Origin of the sequence: Kaistella flava (ex Peng et al. 2021) (assembly GCF_015191005.1) — a bacterium.
Lineage (GTDB): Bacteria > Bacteroidota > Bacteroidia > Flavobacteriales > Weeksellaceae > Kaistella > Kaistella flava.
Genome location: NZ_CP040442.1, coordinates 1059933 through 1077314 on the forward strand (window position 1 = coordinate 1059933; position 17382 = coordinate 1077314).

Consider the following 17382-nt stretch of genomic DNA (forward strand, 5'->3'; position numbering starts at 1 on the left):
ACTATTTAATTTCAACTGGCACTAAAGCTTTCGGTAAATCCGTGTTTGGGAACACTTCGCGTGCTTCATCTAAGAAAACGTTTAAATCATGGTAACGGTTGGAGAAATGTCCGACAATTAATTTCTTTACGTTGGCTTTACGGGCGATTCTGGCGGCTTCTAAAGCGGTTGTATGTCCTGTATAATCTGCCATTTCTTTTAAATCGTGTAAAAAGGTGGCTTCGTGGTAGAGTAAATCTACTTCATTGATGATGGGTAAAATACTTTCTGAATAACGGGTATCACTACAAAAAGCATAAGAAACTGATCGGTTTGGATCCGTTGTCAATATTTCGTTTTTCAAAACGTAGCCATCGCTTAGAACGAAATCTTTTCCGTTTTTTATATTTTGATAATCGCAGGTTTCTATTTCGGGATATTTCGAAACTTCCTGCATGTTGAGATGTCTTTCTTTTGGTTTTTCACGGAACAGATAACCATTGCAATAAATACGGTGATCTAAAGGAATGGTGAATACTTCTAATTTATGGTCTTCGTAAATTTTCTCTGATTTTTTACTTTGTAATTCGTGGTAAACGACTTCGAAACCTTTGTGCGTTTCTGTCAATTTGAAAATCGTTTCCAATAATTCTTTAATTCCTTTCGGGCCGTAAACATGCAAAGGAGTTTCTCGTCCTAACAAACGGAAAGATGCAATTAATCCTGGCAAACCAAAACAATGATCACCATGAAGATGTGAAATGAAAATATGGTTGATTTTTGAAAATCGTGCTTTTGCTTTTCTCAACTGAACTTGTGTTCCCTCGCCACAATCGATGAGGAAACAGCGCTCATCCATTTCCAAAAACTGTGATGTGGGAGACGAATTTACGGTAGGAATTGCTGAATTGAAGCCGAGAATAGTTAGGTGTGCGCTCAAAATGGTGTTAGATGTTAGGTGCTAGGTGTTGGGTGATGGATGATTGATGATTGATGATTGATGATTGATGATTGTTGATGGATGATGGATGATTGCGTTTTTTAATTGAAACAAATTTAATGAATATTTTGAGGACTTTTAAAAGATAAAAACAATCTTGATTATAGCCCCGATTGAACGGTCTGTTTGAGCTCTTTTTTGCGAATCCCTATCCTTTCTTTTCAACGGAATTTTTCGATCGCAAAAAAAGCGAGTAGTGAAAGCGGGACGTATGTTGTGAGAAGCGAAAATCTTGATGCTCCTAAAAAGAAATCCCGAAAATAGATTCCGGGATTTAATATTTAATTATTTCGTATTTAATTTTTTGAATCTTATATAAGAAACGATTGCTAAAGTGAACATGAAAGCTATACCGAGGTATACCCAAATTGGTACAGGAACTGGATCTCCTGCTGCGTATGAATGCAGTCCGCTTAAGTAATAATTTACTCCGAAATAAGTCATCACAATAGTGCTGATTGCGAATAATGCAGCAACATGGAATGCCCATCTTCCTCTTAATCCTGGCACCAATCTCATGTGTAAAACGAAGGCGTAAACCATTACTGAAATGAAGGCCCAAGTTTCTTTTGGATCCCAGCTCCAGTATCTTCCCCAAGATTCATTGGCCCAAATTCCACCCATGAATGTTCCGACAGTTAAGGCGTATAAACCGATGGTTAGTGACATTTCTGAAACGATTGTTAATTCTTTAATCGTGGTATCATGGTGAATTTTATAGATTGCTTTATTAGAGAAAATATAAAAGAACAAGGTGATAATCGCAATCACCATCGAGAGTCCGAAGAATCCGTAACTCGACGTGATAATCGCCACGTGAATAATTAACCAATATGATTTCAATACCGGAACAAGTGGTGTAATCTGCGGATCAAGTGCTGAACCTCCGTGTGCAAAGCCCATCATGATTACTGCGACCATAAATCCGGCTGCAGGAATTAAAGCGTTTGAATTTCGGTACAATAATAATCCGGCGGTAATACCAACCCATGAGATAAAGATAATTGCTTCGTAACCGTTACTCCAAGGTGCGTGACCTGAAATATACCATCTTGCAACTAATCCTAAGAATTGGGCGAAATAGCCAATTAAGCCAACAAGGATTAAACCTTTGATAATTTTATTTAAAATCTTATTTGGTTTGAATAATTCAATGAACCCTAAAAGTAATAATAAGCCACCTATTACGCTGTAGAATATCATCAAATGAAAGTTGATATTTACTTTATTCATGAATACTTCAAGGTTTACTTTTGCTTCAGTTGGAACAACGTTTTTTCCCCAAGTTTTTTGGTATTGTTCTAATTTCAATAATTCAGCATCTGCTTTGCTCCAGTTTCCTGATTTCTGTGCAGCTAATACTTCTGAGAAATAAGGTCCCATCACTTCTTGTGAAGCGGTATCTGGTTCGAAATTTTGATCTAACCAAGAATGCCAGGTATTATTTGGATCATTTTTCACGGGCACAATTCTCATAAACTGTCCGCTGAAGAATTCATTAAATGCCTGAACGCGGTCATTTACTTTAATTACTTCTTTATCATAATTAGTTTGTGCAGCTGGTTTTTTTCTAAATGCTTCCTGGTAATCCTGTTCTAAAACATAGTGAAGCGCACCATTTTCGTCAGCAGGAAAAAGCGACATTAAGGTCGTATAACCTTCGTCATTTGCTTTTGTTTTTTTCTGCAATTCGCCGCCACCTTTTGTTCCTATACTAATTAAAGGAACCATGGTCCAACTTGCAGTATCGGTATTGATTGATAAAAACCACTGATCTGCTGTTAAATATTTTCCATCAGTTCCGCGGAAAGCATCTTTTTTGTATAATTTTCTAAGAACGTCTAATGCCTGAGTATTCATCGGGACAATACGACCTTCGTAGTTTTGTACTAACAAATAACCGAACTTATCTGCGTGTTCTTTTGAAATTTTATTTCTTGCGATAATTTCGTCAGCGGTAATTGGCTTTGGAAATTTCAGCATTCCAACAGCCTGTTCTTTTTTAGGAGCAGGTTCTGCAGTTAACAAATCTGCTGCACCGTGGCCATGACCATCATCTGCAGAATGAACATGTTCGCCAGCACCATCGTTTGTTCCGTGGGTTTCAATTTTCTGAGCATTAAAGTTTAAAGTCAGTAAAATTAATAATAGTGTTGCTGCTTTCTTTTTGCTTACGTTTTTCAACATTTGATTCAGTTTCCAAAAATGAGTTCCTTTCCAGAAGAAGATAACGAACATTCCTGTGAATAAGAAAAAGTAACCAATATAAGTTAGCAATGTTCCCCAGAAATCGTGGTTCACAGAAAGAACAGTTCCTTTTCTATCCGGATCAAAACTTGACTGGAAGAATCGGTAACCTTCATGATTCAAAACGTGATTCATATAAATTTTATAAGGCGTTTGTTTTCCGTTTTCAATGATTTGAACGTGACTCTCGTAAGCACTTGGTGAAGAACTTCCCGGATAAGTTTCCATCACAAATTTTTCAAGCTTTATAGAAAACGGCGTTGTATACACTTTAGGTCCGAATCCAAGAATGATATTCATTCCGTCAACTGAGACTTGTTTAAAGGCATTTGGATTTCCTTTTTCAACTGGAAGATCAACAATCACTTTTGATTTTGGTCCCTGAACTTCTACTTTTAAATTATCAGAAACATTTGCATCTTTCTTACGGTCACCTTCATAAGCAATCAGTTTTCCCTTCATTAAACCTGCAGGAACAACCAACTTCAAATCGTTGATATTATAAAGACTTCTTAAAATCAAAGGTTCGTATTCATCTTTTTTCGTCGTCCCTTTTGCTTGGGTCGCCATGGTCATGTATTCAGATTCTACCGGAGTTTTGATGAGCATCGTTCCGTTGGTATTATTGAATTCTACTGCTCCATCGATCGCTCTGTTGAATGAAACTAAAGTTCCGTTCACCAATTTAGAATCTCCTGGTTTGATGTAGATATTTTCTCGTCCAGATTGTCCTGTAGAAACTAGGTGAAGATATTCTGTCCCTGCTGGATCAACGACTAAGCTGTCTTTTTTACGCTGAATAAAATCAAGTGCTTTTACAGAAATATTTTTATCGTGATATTGATAACTTGCTTTAAAGTTTTTGTGAAGCGGCGACATTAGATAAGGAACGTCTTGGTAGTTCAAAACATCTCCTTTTTCTTCGATTTGAATTTTAAAGAAATTTTTGTCGGTGATAATTTCGTTGGAAGTTTCTCCTTCACGAATATGCATAATTCCTTCAAAACTAATGTATCGCGTCACTGCTCCACCAAGGAAAATTAAAATAAAGGAAAGGTGAAAAACCAAAACCGGCCATTTTTCTCTTCGCCAAAGTCGGTATCTTGAAATGTTTCCGACGAAATTTAACATGAGTAAAAGCATGACCAACTCAAACCATTTTGCTTCGTAAATCAGTGCTTTTGCAGTAGGAGTTCCGTAATCGTTTTCCAGAAAAGTAGCATAACCCATTGAGGCAGCGTATACTAATAATAAAACCGCCATGGTTCTGGTCGAAATAAGAATATCTTGAATTTTTTTCATGAGAATCTAAAAATTTACTTTTTAACTGAAAAAAAGTTTATTCTTGATTTCAGGTATTTTAATTTAGAATAAATTGAACGATTGCAAAAATACAATCTATAATCTGAATTAGCGAATTTGCAACTCTTTTTTTAAGTTAATTAACATTGAAAAAACCGAATGAAACTATCTGATTCTTCGATGTAGAAGTAATAAAGGATATATTAGTCTTTTTTAATAATGATTACAGGATTGATTTCCAATAATTTTTGAATAAATAATTCCTCATTTTTTGGAGTAATGTAAACATCATTCTTAAATTTTGAAGAAATGATCAAACCCTTTGTAGCCGTTCAGTGTTTGTGAAAACCAACCCACATAGTTTTACCAGTGATAATGGTCGTAATTGTTCTAATGTCAACTTTATAAATTGGATAAAAAAGATCAACGCATAAAAATTCATCTTCAATCTTAATCTTCAAAAGGAAAAAAGTGGAGGCCATAAATAAAAAAGCCACAATACAGATTCCTGCCATAAAACCGAACATCGAAGAGTCAATGTTTGAAACATAAGTGACGATGGTCATCAATAAAATCATACAGAACATTAGGAGATACAAACCGAGAAAGCTTTTCCCAATTTTTGTTTTGAAAAGGAGTATTTCTGTATTCATTTAATGATTGGTATTATTCAACATCGGGACAAATTTATAGGCTCCAAATTCTTCTCTTTCAAATTCGCGTTCTGATTTTTTGGTAAATCTCATTAAGATTTGCTCATCGGTTTTTCCTAAAGGAATGACCATTTTTCCACCTACTTTTAATTGATGCAGTAATTGGGTGGGTAGAACTTCAGCGCCACAAGTCACGAGGATTTTATCAAAAGGAGCATACGTCGGCAATCCTAAAAAGCCATCGCCAAAACTTTGAAATTTCGGACGGAAATTCAATTCTCTCAATTTATTAAGTGAAAAGTCATGCAAACCTTTTTGACGTTCAATGGTATAAACCCAAGCATTCAAAGCAATTAAAACCGCTGTTTGATAACCGCATCCCGTTCCGATTTCCAATACCTTGTCTTTTTCTTTTATTTCTAAAAGAGCAGTTTGCTCAGCAACAGTTGATGGATGAGAAATAGTTTGTTTTGCCAAAATCGGAAAAGCCCGATCTTCATAAGCGAAATCTTCAAAAACACTTTCTAAAAAAAGATGACGGGGAACTTGGTTGATGGCAGCCAAAACTTTCTCGTCGGCAATTCCCATTTTATCACGGAGATAATCAATCAAAATTTTCCTTTTCCCTTTATGTACGTACGAATCCTGCATTTCACAAAAATAGGAAATAGACTCGAGATTCAAAGACTTGAGATTAGAGATTTTAAAATTTTCTATATTTCCATAATGATCTACGGTCTCTTAGTCTCGGGTCTCTTATTCTCATGTCTTTTCATCTATTTTATTATCTTTACAAAAATTTATTTTCAATGCTAAAAGCTGGTTTAGTTGGCGCAGGCCATTTAGGAAAAATCCATTTAATGTTACTTCAAAAATCAGAAAAGTACGACTTAGTCGGCTTTCATGATGCAGATAAGGAAAACGGTAAAAAACTGGAAAGCGAATTCGGTTATAAATATTTTGAAAATTTCGATGATTTATTAAATGAAATCGAAATGCTGGATATCGTAACCCCGACTTTATATCACTACGATTACGCGATGAAAGCGATCGATAAAAAAATCCACTTTTTCATTGAAAAGCCAATTACTCAAACTTTAGAACAAGCAGAAGAAATTCTCCACAGATGCCGTGAATTCGGAATAAAAGCGCAAGTTGGTCACGTTGAAAGATACAATCCTGCGTTTATTGGTTCGAGAGATTTCATTAAAGATCCGATGTTTATTGAAATTCACCGTTTGGCAGAATTCAATCCGCGAGGAACAGATGTTTCTGTAGTTTTAGATTTAATGATTCACGATTTGGATATTTTGCTTTCTTTGGTAAAATCAAAAGTGAAAGCGATTCATGCAAGTGGCGTTTCTGTGGTTTCGAAATCTCCGGATATTTGTAATGCCCGAATTGAATTTGAAAATGGTTGTGTTGCGAATTTAACGACGTCCAGAATTTCGATGAAAGCAATGCGTAAATCTCGTTTCTTCCAGAAAGACGCTTATATTTCTGTAGATTTCTTAGAGAAAAAAGCAGAAGTAATCCGCATGAAACCGGCTCCGGAACACCCAAGTGATTTCGATATGATTATTGAAAATGCAGAAGGTGAAAAAAATCAGATCATTTTTGAATATCCAAACATTCAGCCGAATAATGCAATTTTGGATGAATTGGAAAGTTTTGCTGATGCCATTACTGAAAATAAAAGTGTAGAAGTTTCTTTGGAAGATGGAACGGAAGCTTTGAAAGTGGCACTGGAAATTGTGAGGTTGATTTCATAATTAAAAATGTTAAGAATATTCTGAATATTTAAAACGAAAATCTTAGAAAATCACTTTATCGATGTTAAAAAAAATCACTGCATTATTTCTCTTTATTTCTCTTTTTAGTTTTGGGCAAAATAATGTTCTGAAGCATCAAATCAATGAAATTATAAAAGGTAAAAACGCAACCGTTGCTGTTTCTGTTTTAGATTTCGAAAATAACAAATCGATTGACATTAACGGAAATAAAAAACTTCCGATGTTGAGTGTTTTCAAATTTCATATTGCGTTGGCTGTTTTGAATAAAGTTGATGAAGGGAAATTGAGTTTGGATCAAAATATTTTCATTAAAAAATCAGAGCTTTTAGAAAATACCTGGAGTCCGATTCGTGAAAAATATCCGAATGGAAATATTGAAATGCCTTTGAGCGAACTCATCAAATTTACTGTTGCACAAAGTGACAATAATGGTTGTGATCTATTGCTAAGATTAATTGGCGGAACAGAAACCGTTCAAAAATTCATTAATTCAAAAGGAATTAAAGCCTTTCAAATAAAAGCTGACGAGGAAAAAATGCATCAAGGTTATGAATTTATGTATTTGAATTGGACAACGACAAATGCTGCAAATTCGCTATTGAAAAAGTTTTATGACGGCAAAGTTCTTTCTAAAAGTTCCACAGATTTTTTAATGAAAACTATGCTCGAAACCAATACCGGAAAGAATAAAATCGTTTCTCACTTGCCAAAAGGAACTCCAGTTGCACACAAAACCGGATCTTCGGGAAAAGATAAAAAAGGAATGACCGTTGCGGAAAATGACATCGGGATTATTACCCTTCCAGATGGAAAGCATTATGCGATAAGCGTTTTCGTTTCAGATTCTATGGAAAACGAAGAGACGAATACCAAAATAATTGCCGATATTTCTAAGATTTTTTTTGATTATTTTTGCAAAAATCACATTTAATGAAAAAAATACTTTTACTTTTATTTCTATTTATTCAAACCTTTATATTCTCACAAGAGAAATGGGATATTCAGTTTTATAATGAAGTTGTTAGTAACGAAGTTTTTATTTACGCAGATAATAGAGAAGAAATGCCAATATCTGCCCAGTTTGCCTTCAAATTATCGAATTTAACCTGTACTCTTCCTAATGACGAAATAGTGGTAATACCACCAAAAGCTAAAAAATTTCTGATTGCAAAACTGGCTCCTATTAAAGCAAATGAAGCCAATTCTTTTTCTTATACCAACTCGTATAATTTCGGAAATGCATTACAGGAAAGTTTTGATGAAAAATACATTTATTCTTTACCTTTCGCGAAAGGAAAAACGCAATCTATTTTCCAAGGTTATGATGGGATATTTTCTCATCAGAATGAATTCGCGTTAGACTTTGATTTAAAAACTGGAAGTGAAATTATGGCTGCCCGTGACGGAATTGTGGTTGTAGTGATTAACAATAACAGCCAGAGTTGTCCTGATATTTCCTGCGCAAAATACAATAACAAAATCGTCATCATGCACAGCGACGGAACTTTTGCTGATTACTCTCACCTGGAATACTACGGCGCAATCGTTAAAAAAGGTGATTATGTAAAGAAAGACCAACTTATTGGTTATAGTGGAAGCACGGGTTTTGCAAGTGGGCCACATTTACATTTTGCAGTATTCATCAATAGAATAGACGGAAAAAGAACATTTATAAAAACGAAATTTAAAACCTCTGAAAGTAAAGCAACACTATTAGAAGAAGGTAAAAGTTATACTAAAAATTATTAAAGAATTTAAAAATGAATAAGAACATTGTAGTTATCGGCGCAGGAACCATGGGAAACGGTATTGCACACACTTTTGCACAAACCGGATTTACCGTTAATTTAGTTGATGTTTCGCAGGGAGCATTAGATAAAGGTATTGCAACGATTACAAAAAATCTTGACCGAATTATCGCAAAAGGTAATATGACCGAAGAGCAAAAAGCAACTACTTTAAACAATATTTCGACCTTTACCAACTTAGGAGATTGTGCAGCAAACGCTGATTTAATCGTTGAAGCTGCTACTGAAAACTTAGATTTGAAACTGAAAATTTTCAAACAAATGGATGAGTTAGCTCCGGAAAACTGTATTCTGGCAACCAATACCTCTTCGATTTCTATTACTAAAATTGCGTCGGTGACGAACCGTCCGGAAAAAGTGATTGGAATGCATTTTATGAATCCAGTTCCGATTATGAAATTGGTGGAAATCATCAAAGGCTACTCTACTTCGAAAGAAACTTTTGACGAGATTTATGAGATGAGTAAAACTTTAGGAAAAGTTCCAACAGAAGTGAACGATTATCCAGGTTTTGTAGCGAACAGAATTTTGATGCCGATGATCAATGAAGCGATCGAAACTTTATACAACGGCGTTGCGGGAGTTGAAGAAATCGATACTGTAATGAAGTTGGGAATGGCTCATCCGATGGGACCTTTGCAATTGGCAGATTTCATTGGATTAGATGTTTGCTTAGCGATTTTAAATGTAATGTACGACGGATTTAAAAATCCTAAATACGCACCCAATCCATTATTAGTAAATATGGTGATGGCAGGGAAACTTGGTATCAAATCAGGTGAAGGATTCTACGATTATAGCGAAAGTAGAAAAGCGGAGAAAGTTGCGAAAATGTTTGCGAAATAGTTTTATAAATTACGCTTACATTTAAGAAAACTATCATTTAGTTATCTCGAATATTCACGAAAAATTAAAATTGATAAGAATCAATTTCAATAAATAATTATTATCTTTGACCCAGTTATAAACATTAAGAAAATGAAATTACCAAAGTTTTTATTAGCAGACAATTCAGATTTTCCTGAAGATTTATTCGTAGTTCATACCGAATACCCAAGATTTGTTTTGAATGTTGAGGAAGAGGAAGTAGAATGGTTCGATGACCTGGAAGGAGATGACGAAGAAACAGTAGCAGATGAAGCTACTAAAGTAGTCGAAGCAGCTTTCAAATGGTGCGACGAAGAACTCGCTAAATATGATGAAGAAGAAGAAGACTAAATAGCAAAAAAACAAAAAGGAACTCTAATTAGAGTTCCTTTTTTTATGTCAATTTTTGTTGAATCAAAGTTTATAACTTGTTAAATTTCAACAACAAAAGTTTATCCTTATACAATTCCAAAGTAGTTCCGTTCACAACATATTTTGTTGCCGCACCAAGCATGCTGAAGTAGTTGGATTCTTCACTCATATTCGGACAGGCCATTTTAGTTGAACCAATATTCTTAGTGGAAAAATTCCCAACTGTACGGTCCAGCATTACATCGGCGAAATAACTATTGCAACCACCATTTCCGGTAATTTTCGCTGATTCAATAACCAATGTTGGTTTTTTACCTTTTACATTATCCGCTAAAGTCCATTGGGTATTTGCGATATTCGGTTGTGGTGTTCCCACTTTTGATTTGGAGGTAGACATTGTTGAACAAGAAACAATCGTGGCAGCAGTAAAAATTGCTAAGGAAATATTTCTGAAAATATTCTTCTGAGGGAAGTGAATTGCTTTCATTTTTAAAATTTTAATACCGTAAATTTAATTAATTAAATTGAGTAACAATCTAAATACGGATAATTTCACGCTTTTAACCGCAAAAGAAACAAAAGACCAATACTAATAAATAGAATCTCAAAAGATTACAAAATCGAAAAATCTTTGTTTTCTGAAATTTTTGCAAACTTTTGATTCATTTATTTTAAAGTAGAACTTTGCCTGTTTTGCGGTTAAAAGAATTTAGACAATCTCTATCTTAAAGACTCTTCTCGTAAAACAGAAAAGCATCTCTTTTCAGAAATGCTTTTAATATTTATTCTAGCTTTTAAATTAAGACCTTAACTCTGCAGAAAATTCTTTCTGGAAGGTTTTGATTAAAGAGTTCATTACTTCCGTAATGTCTTTGTCTTCTAAGGTTTTTTCTTCGTTTAATAATTCAAAACTCATGGCGTACGATTTCTTACCTTCCGGAAGATTCTTACCTTCATAAACATCAAATAAATTAATGTTTTTCAAATATTTGGAAGGATTGCTTCTGGCTGCTTTATAAAGCTCAGTGTAAGTCACATTTTTATCAATCAATAAAGCCAAATCTTTTCTGGTTTTATTGAATTTTGGAATATCTTTAAATTTCAAATTCTCTTTAGTTCTGAAACTTTGCGCAACTTCTAACTCGATTTCTGCGTAGAAACATTCTTGGTCGATATCCGCATCTTTCAATAATGAAGGAGCAACTTTACCCAATCTTGCAACGGTTTTTCCATTTACTGATAATTCAATTGCATCTGAAAAACGTACATCTTCTAAAGATTTTTCTTCAATCGAAACTGGCAGTATATCCAAAAGAACTTTCACATAAGATTTCAGTTTGTAGAAATCCGTAGTAGATTTTGGTTGCAACCAGTTTTCTGCTTCGTCTCTTCCGGTAACCAAAATCGCCAGTTGTTTTCTCTCTAAATACGTTCCTTTTTTATGGTAGATTTTACCCAGTTCAAAGAACTTAATATTTTGATTTTTTCTTTTGATATTATAATCTGCATTTTCCAAAAGGCCTTCTAATAAAGACTTTCTCATAAACGCTAAATCTCCACTTAAAGGATTTAATAAACGAACAGCATCAGTTTCATCTTTCACAGAAGTTAAAGAATTGTTCATTACTTCATTGAAACCATTGCTTTGTAAAGTTCTCGCCCAAGCGTTTTCTAAAGCATCTTGATCATCAAAACTTAATTTTACCGGCGTAAAAGAAATTTTCTGTGGAGAATCAATTTTGTTATAACCGTAGATTCTTAGAATCTCCTCGATTACATCGATTTCTCTGGTAACATCAGCTCTGTAAGCTGGAACAGAAATTTCTAAACCATTCTGAATTTCATTTAAAACAGTAATTTCAAGCGATTTTAAAATTTCTTTAATTTTCTCTTTATGAATTTTAGTTCCTAAGATTTGCTCTACTTTAGAGAAACGAAGAATGATATAATGGTCTTCTATTTTTGTTGGATAATGCTCTAAAAGTTCACCAACCATTTTTCCACCCGCAATTTCTGCAATCATTGTAATTGCATGATTCAGTGTAGTTCTTGTCATATTTGGATCAACTCCACGTTCGAAACGGAAAGAAGCATCGGTATTTAAAGCATGATGTTTCGCTCCTTTTCTTACGCCAACCGGATTAAAATAAGCACTTTCTAAAAAGATCGTTTTTGTATTTTCTGACACGCCAGAATTTTGTCCACCGAAAACTCCCGCAATACACATTGGGTTATTTTCGCCGTCTTTGATCATGATTTCAGTTCCGTTCAAAGTTCTTTCAACGCCATCTAAAGTGGTGAATTTTGTTCCTTTTTCATTCACTCCGATTTTCACTTTTTTACCTGAAATTTTATCAGCATCAAAAGCGTGAAGTGGCTGTCCAAGACCGTGAAGAATATAATTCGTAATATCAACAATATTATTAATCGGACTTAAACCAATCGCTTTTAAACGGTTTTTCAACCAATCTGGAGAAGTTTTTACTTCTACATTTTCGATCACTGCACCGATATATCTTGGACATAATTCTGAATCTTCAACTTCAATTTGAAAATCAGTAGTTCCTTCAATAGTTAAAGGTTTTGAAACTATTTTTTCGAAATTAGAATTAATTTGATGCGTAGTTAAATAAGCATTTAAATCTCTGGCAACACCGTAATGAGACATGGCATCAGTTCTGTTTGGCGTTAAACCAATTTCATAAACCAAATCATTAGTCAGATCAAAATAATCTGCGAAATTTTTTCCAACTTCAAATTTAGTTTCATCCAAAATCATGATTCCGCCGTGATCATCGCTCAAGCCCATTTCGTCTTCAGCGCAAATCATTCCCTGAGAAACTTCACCACGGATTTTGGCTTCTTTAATGTCAAAAGAACTTCCGTCTTTTCCATAAATTTTGGTACCAACTACGGCCACAGGAACAGTTTGTCCCGCTGCAACATTAGGAGCACCGCAAACGATATTTAGGATTTTTCCAGTTCCAACATCTACCGTTGTTACTTTTAATTTATCAGCATTTGAATGTTGTTCGCAAGTCAAAACTTTCCCAACAACGATTCCTTGCAAACTGCCTTTCACAGATTCAAACGGATCAATCCCTTCGACTTCAAGACCAATATCGGTCAGAATTTCGCCAATCTTTTCGGATTTTAAATCAGTGTTAATGTATTCTTTCAGCCAGTTGTTTGAGATTTTCATTTCTGTCGTAAATTTCAGATGTTAGATTTCCGATTTCATAAATAGATACATTCAAATCGGAAAGGTGCAAATATCGTGATTTTGAAGGTTAAAAAAAAATTGAGATTCAAAAAATTTTGAATCTCAATTAATATATAGTACAATTATTTAAAATTGCTTTTTATTACATTCCAATAACTGGCATCGAAAGCATTAATAGTTTTTCCTGATCTTCTAAACCATCAACTGGTTCAATAATTCCCGGTCTGTTTGGTTGCGACATTTTCATTGTAATATCATCAGCAGAAAGTACTGATAACATTTCAGTTAAAAACTTAGAGCTGAAACCGATATTAATATCTTCACCGTTGTAATCACAAGGAATCTGCATATCAGCTTTGTTGGCAAACTCAGTATCTTCTGCATGTAAATGAAGAATGTTTCCTGATAATTTGAAACGAACTTGGTTCGTCGATTTGTTAGACATAATCGAAGCTCTTCTAATTGAATTCAATAAAAGACTTCTGTTAATCGTCAATACATTTGGATTTTCTTTTGGAATAACCGCTGAATAATTTGGATATTTTCCATCGATCAAACGGCAGATCCAAATATTATTTCCAAAAGTGAACTTCGCCATATTTTCATTAAACTCAATAGAAACGTCTTCGTTTGAAGATGCTAAAATGCTTTTGAAAATTGCCAAAGGTTTTTTAGGCATAATGAATTCTACTGGTTCAGCATTCATTAAATCGGTTCTTTTATAAACCACTAAACGGTGCGAATCTGTAGAAACGAAATTGGTTTCATCTTCTTTGAACTGGAACAAAACTCCCGTCATTACTGGACGCAGAGAATCGTTACTTGTTGCAAATAAAGTATTATTTAATGCTTCAGATAAAATACCTGCAGAAATCGTTACGCTTTGAGCTGCATCAAATTCAGGGATTTCCGGATAATCTTCTGCGTGATCCAAGGCCACTGCGAAGTTATCTTTCTCATCCAAAATTTCGAGCAATTTACCGTTTCCATCTTCAGCATCTTTCACAGAAAGCGTTAAAGGTTGGTCACCGTAAGTTTTCACAAATTCTTGAAATATTTTTGCGGGAACTGCAATCTTACCTTCAACGTCAGACTTTACCTCCAGAGAAGTAATCAAAGTCGTCTCACCATCGGAAGCGGTAATTTTCAGTATTTCTTTTTCAATTTCAAACAAAAAGTTTTCCAAAATTGGCCTTGACTGTGAATTGGAAATAACTCCGCTCACGGTTTGAAGGGCTTTCTGTAATTCGCTACTTGAAACAATAAATTTCATAAAAATCAATTATTATTAATTTCACAAATATATAAATTAAACCCTAAAAAATGCAATATTTTGGGTGATAAAAAAGGTTTCCGTTAAAAAGTTACCAACATTAATCAGCTTTCGCTGTCTTAACTTTTCGTGATTTACTGCCATCCAGCTTAATTCCTAAAGCAAGATACAGATAATGCAGATTCTTATTCCCACTCAGCGCAAGATCTCTTTGCCATAGATAGCCCGCCGAAAGAGAAAAAATTTGATCAGCCTGATAGCTAAAACCGCCGAAAACACGGTTACGTGAAAAGAACGGTTGATCCGTTAAAAGGAAGTAAACTTCGTCATACACATTTGCAGATATTGTTCCCGGTTTCACTTCTGCTGAATTTAAAGGCACAGAAACATTAAGCCGATACAGAAAACGCATTCGACCTGAATGTTCATCTTTTTGAGGACTATAAAACCAGCTTTTCTCTAATTTCACCCGATTTTCAAATTCAAATTTCCCAGCATTTAACTTATAAGCATCTTGCAACCAAATACGAAATTCTTCTTTATCTACGGAGTGATCTTTGTAATTCATATACCTGCCAATCACAACCATAATTTTATGATTATTAGGAAGCTTGTATGCTAATCCACCTTTTATTTCGTAATGATCAGGATACGAAAAATCTGCAATACTTCGCAGCTGACCTTCCGCATAAATGGAAAACTTCTTGTTAATTGTATAATTTAGATTAATGGAATTATAACTGGATATATGCTCCTCCTGTGCTGAGAGATTCAGCATGGATAATAGAATTAAAAGTACATAAATCCGGTGTAACATTTTACAAAATTAAATTATTTAACTTTTTTTAAACTATATTTTTTCCTAAATATTCTATAAATATTTAAAAAAACTCCATCCTTATTGCTAAGGATGGAAAATTCAATCTTCAAAATCGTCAAAACTGTTTTTGGCTGGAAAAATAAATTTTTAAAAAGGTTAAATATCTTTATCGTCTTGAATTAAAGTCCGATTTTATAAGTAAACCCAAGATGAAACCAACGTTTAGGCATTGGTACGCCAAAGGTTTCGGTATAATTCGTATTGGTGATATTATTCACTAAAACATATACATTCAAATCTTTAAAATCGTAACCTAATTTCTCATCGAGCAGTTGATAACTTCCGGTGGTTACTCTTTCATTACATCTATAAATCAATTGATTAGTAAAATTTTTAAAGAATTTATTTTCTAACTTTGCCACAAACTGATGTCTCAGATTTTCCATTACATACCTAGAAATTAAATTCAGCGGCTGTTTTGCTTTACTGTCTAAATAAGTATAACCCAAAGAATAAGATTTCACGAAAGAATTGAAGCGCTGACCAACTTCAACCTCTACTCCATTGGTTTCGATTTTTCCAATGTTTTCTGCAGCCCAAATTCCATTTTGAGTTGATTTCACCCAATCAATTGAATTCTCCGAAGTTCTGTTAAAAACGCTCACTTTTCCTAAGAAATTATTTTTTTGAAAACGATATCCTAATTCGGAAGAAATCGCATTTTCAGGTTTCAAATCAGGATTTCCAATTTCTGTTTTGCTTACATAATACAAATCGGTGAAGGTTGGAATCCTATTTACTTTGGCAATGTTTCCATAGATTTTATGGTTTTCATCAAAGTCAAATCCAATATCTAAACCGGGATAGAAAAAATCTCCGACACTATCATAATTTGCCCAGGAAATTCCCGGCGAAATCTGTAATTTATTTTGAAAAAGAGAAAAATTATGCTCAAAGAAAACCTGTGTTAAAAACCTTTCACGATGTCCTAAATTATTACTCGCCAAAAATTCTTTTCTGAACTCAACCCCTAATCCTGTCGTTCCTGAACTTGAAGAATAGGAACCATTAAGTTCGGCACCCACATTATTTCCGATGTGCATATTTCGATAAATTTCAGGCTTTTCTCTATTGAACAAATACATGTCTTGGCCTCTTCTCCAGTAAATATTTGAATTTAAATTGAAGTGATTGAATTTTTGTTCATAACCCAAACTTACGATCGAAGCTTGTGTTTCTTCATATTGCTCAGTTGCTGTAGGAGAAGAATAAAAACCATTTGCCCCGAATTTCTTTTCCTGAATACCAGCTTGGAATTTCAACTGACCGTCGTTAATCTTAAACTGATTTTGATAAAAAAGATTATTGATTTTATAATCGGTATTGTGACGATATCCGTCAGAACTCGAAGAACTTGCCTGAATAAAATTAGAAAATTTTTCATTCCCGAAATTTGCTCCTAAACCTAAAGAATAAGTTTTATAATCGCCTCCACTTGCAGAAACAATCGCCTTTTCTTCAGAACTTGCTTTGGTAATAATATTCACAACTCCAGCGTAGGCATTTTGACCGAAACGTCTTGCAGCAGGACCTTTGATAATTTCTATTTTTTCTACAGAAGCCAGATCAAAAGGAAGACTCATCGAATTATGTCCCGTTTGAGAATCATTCATTCGAATGCCATTCACCAAAATTAACACCTGTTCGAAACTACTTCCCCGCAAAGAAATATCTGCCTGTACGCCATTTCCTCCTCTTCGTTGAATATCAAATCCCGTGATTTCTGCCAAAAGTTCTTCTACACTTTTTGCTGGTGAATTTTTTATTTCCTCTCTAGAAACAACGGTAATATTTTCATTAACTTTCTTTATCGGAAGCTCCAGAAACCTTCCCTGAACTGTAACTTCTGGAATTGAACTTTCCTTTTCCTGTGCTGAAACCTGACAAACGATACCTAGAAGTAATATACTTACTACAATTCTTTTCATAAAAATACTTTTAACGTTTAAATTCTTCTGAATTGATAATCCTTAAATTTGGTCAAT

The 17382-nt window shown here is 34.2% G+C and carries 15 protein-coding genes; 5 read left to right on the forward strand and 10 right to left on the reverse strand.

Going from position 1 to position 17382, the window contains the following annotated elements:
* Position 1: 1 nt before the first annotated feature.
* The 5 genes from Q73A0000_RS04805 to Q73A0000_RS04825 form a co-directional block, all read right to left on the reverse strand.
* Complete coding sequence (locus tag Q73A0000_RS04805) at positions 2–919, reverse strand: ribonuclease Z (RefSeq protein ID WP_193812945.1); 918 nt, start codon at positions 917–919, stop codon at positions 2–4.
* Positions 920–1264: 345 nt separating this feature from the next.
* Entirely contained in the window at positions 1265–4528 is a 3264-nt protein-coding gene (ccsA, locus tag Q73A0000_RS04810) for a cytochrome c biogenesis protein CcsA (RefSeq protein WP_193812946.1), read from the reverse strand.
* 203 nt (positions 4529–4731) lie between these two features.
* The gene (locus tag Q73A0000_RS17170; RefSeq protein WP_193812947.1) at positions 4732–4845 is read right to left on the reverse strand and encodes a hypothetical protein; all 114 of its coding nucleotides are present in this window, start codon (positions 4843–4845) and stop codon (positions 4732–4734) included.
* Positions 4846–4860: 15 nt separating this feature from the next.
* Positions 4861–5181, reverse strand: coding sequence for a hypothetical protein (locus Q73A0000_RS04820; protein WP_193812948.1), 321 nt, complete (start codon positions 5179–5181; stop codon positions 4861–4863).
* A complete protein-coding gene (locus Q73A0000_RS04825; protein ID WP_193812949.1) occupies positions 5182–5832 on the reverse strand; it encodes a protein-L-isoaspartate(D-aspartate) O-methyltransferase in 651 nt (216 codons plus the stop codon).
* Positions 5833–5990: 158 nt separating this feature from the next.
* Between Q73A0000_RS04825 and Q73A0000_RS04830 the strand changes: the two genes are divergently transcribed.
* The 5 genes from Q73A0000_RS04830 (at position 5991) to Q73A0000_RS04850 (ending at position 10000) form a co-directional block, all read left to right on the forward strand.
* Positions 5991–6953, forward strand: a complete 963-nt coding sequence (locus Q73A0000_RS04830; RefSeq protein ID WP_193812950.1) for a Gfo/Idh/MocA family protein — start codon at positions 5991–5993, stop codon at positions 6951–6953.
* Positions 6954–7014: 61 nt separating this feature from the next.
* A complete protein-coding gene (gene bla / locus Q73A0000_RS04835) occupies positions 7015–7905 on the forward strand; it encodes a class A beta-lactamase, subclass A2 (protein ID WP_193812951.1) in 891 nt (296 codons plus the stop codon).
* Positions 7905–8723 carry a M23 family metallopeptidase gene (locus Q73A0000_RS17145; RefSeq protein WP_193812952.1) on the forward strand — a complete coding sequence of 273 codons (819 nt, stop codon included), beginning with the start codon at positions 7905–7907 and terminating at the stop codon, positions 8721–8723. The genes bla and Q73A0000_RS17145 overlap by 1 nt, the downstream gene beginning before the upstream one ends.
* An 11-nt stretch (positions 8724–8734) precedes the next feature.
* On the forward strand, positions 8735–9628 hold the full coding sequence (locus Q73A0000_RS04845; RefSeq protein ID WP_193812953.1) for a 3-hydroxybutyryl-CoA dehydrogenase: 894 nt from the start codon (positions 8735–8737) through the stop codon (positions 9626–9628).
* Positions 9629–9760: 132 nt separating this feature from the next.
* Positions 9761–10000 (forward strand): hypothetical protein, encoded by a 240-nt coding sequence (locus tag Q73A0000_RS04850; protein ID WP_133440359.1) that lies wholly within the window; start codon positions 9761–9763, stop codon positions 9998–10000.
* A 70-nt stretch (positions 10001–10070) separates the two neighbouring features.
* On the opposite strand, the gene Q73A0000_RS04855 is transcribed toward Q73A0000_RS04850, so the two are convergent.
* The 5 genes from Q73A0000_RS04855 to Q73A0000_RS04875 all read right to left on the reverse strand — a co-directional run bounded on the left by Q73A0000_RS04855 (position 10071) and on the right by Q73A0000_RS04875 (position 17325).
* Positions 10071–10508: an META domain-containing protein gene (locus Q73A0000_RS04855; RefSeq protein WP_193812954.1), complete on the reverse strand. Its 438-nt coding sequence runs from the start codon at positions 10506–10508 to the stop codon at positions 10071–10073.
* 312 nt (positions 10509–10820) lie between these two features.
* Positions 10821–13223 (reverse strand): phenylalanine--tRNA ligase subunit beta, encoded by a 2403-nt coding sequence (gene pheT, locus Q73A0000_RS04860; RefSeq protein WP_193812955.1) that lies wholly within the window; start codon positions 13221–13223, stop codon positions 10821–10823.
* A gap of 163 nt (positions 13224–13386) precedes the next feature.
* Positions 13387–14517 carry a DNA polymerase III subunit beta gene (dnaN, locus tag Q73A0000_RS04865; protein WP_193812956.1) on the reverse strand — a complete coding sequence of 377 codons (1131 nt, stop codon included), beginning with the start codon at positions 14515–14517 and terminating at the stop codon, positions 13387–13389.
* A 100-nt stretch (positions 14518–14617) separates the two neighbouring features.
* On the reverse strand, positions 14618–15295 hold the full coding sequence (locus Q73A0000_RS04870) for a DUF2490 domain-containing protein (RefSeq protein WP_193812957.1): 678 nt from the start codon (positions 15293–15295) through the stop codon (positions 14618–14620).
* Positions 15296–15516: 221 nt separating this feature from the next.
* Positions 15517–17325 carry a TonB-dependent receptor plug domain-containing protein gene (locus Q73A0000_RS04875; protein ID WP_193812958.1) on the reverse strand — a complete coding sequence of 603 codons (1809 nt, stop codon included), beginning with the start codon at positions 17323–17325 and terminating at the stop codon, positions 15517–15519.
* Positions 17326–17382: the final 57 nt, after the last annotated feature.

Bases quoted from the DNA above. Each gene is read 5' to 3' on its own strand.
- Q73A0000_RS04855 (WP_193812954.1), bottom strand. From the start codon at position 10,508: ATGAAAGCAATTCACTTCCCTCAGAAGAATATTTTCAGAAATATTTCC.
- Q73A0000_RS04870 (WP_193812957.1), bottom strand. From the start codon at position 15,295: ATGCTGAATCTCTCAGCACAGGAGGAGCATATATCCAGTTATAATTCC.
- Q73A0000_RS04875 (WP_193812958.1), bottom strand. From the start codon at position 17,325: ATGAAAAGAATTGTAGTAAGTATATTACTTCTAGGTATCGTTTGTCAG.
- dnaN (WP_193812956.1), bottom strand. From the start codon at position 14,517: ATGAAATTTATTGTTTCAAGTAGCGAATTACAGAAAGCCCTTCAAACC.
- Q73A0000_RS04850 (WP_133440359.1), top strand. From the start codon at position 9,761: ATGAAATTACCAAAGTTTTTATTAGCAGACAATTCAGATTTTCCTGAA.
- Q73A0000_RS04825 (WP_193812949.1), bottom strand. From the start codon at position 5,832: ATGCAGGATTCGTACGTACATAAAGGGAAAAGGAAAATTTTGATTGAT.
- Q73A0000_RS17145 (WP_193812952.1), top strand. From the start codon at position 7,905: ATGAAAAAAATACTTTTACTTTTATTTCTATTTATTCAAACCTTTATA.
- Q73A0000_RS04820 (WP_193812948.1), bottom strand. From the start codon at position 5,181: ATGAATACAGAAATACTCCTTTTCAAAACAAAAATTGGGAAAAGCTTT.
- bla (WP_193812951.1), top strand. From the start codon at position 7,015: ATGTTAAAAAAAATCACTGCATTATTTCTCTTTATTTCTCTTTTTAGT.
- Q73A0000_RS04830 (WP_193812950.1), top strand. From the start codon at position 5,991: ATGCTAAAAGCTGGTTTAGTTGGCGCAGGCCATTTAGGAAAAATCCAT.
- Q73A0000_RS04845 (WP_193812953.1), top strand. From the start codon at position 8,735: ATGAATAAGAACATTGTAGTTATCGGCGCAGGAACCATGGGAAACGGT.
- ccsA (WP_193812946.1), bottom strand. From the start codon at position 4,528: ATGAAAAAAATTCAAGATATTCTTATTTCGACCAGAACCATGGCGGTT.
- pheT (WP_193812955.1), bottom strand. From the start codon at position 13,223: ATGAAAATCTCAAACAACTGGCTGAAAGAATACATTAACACTGATTTA.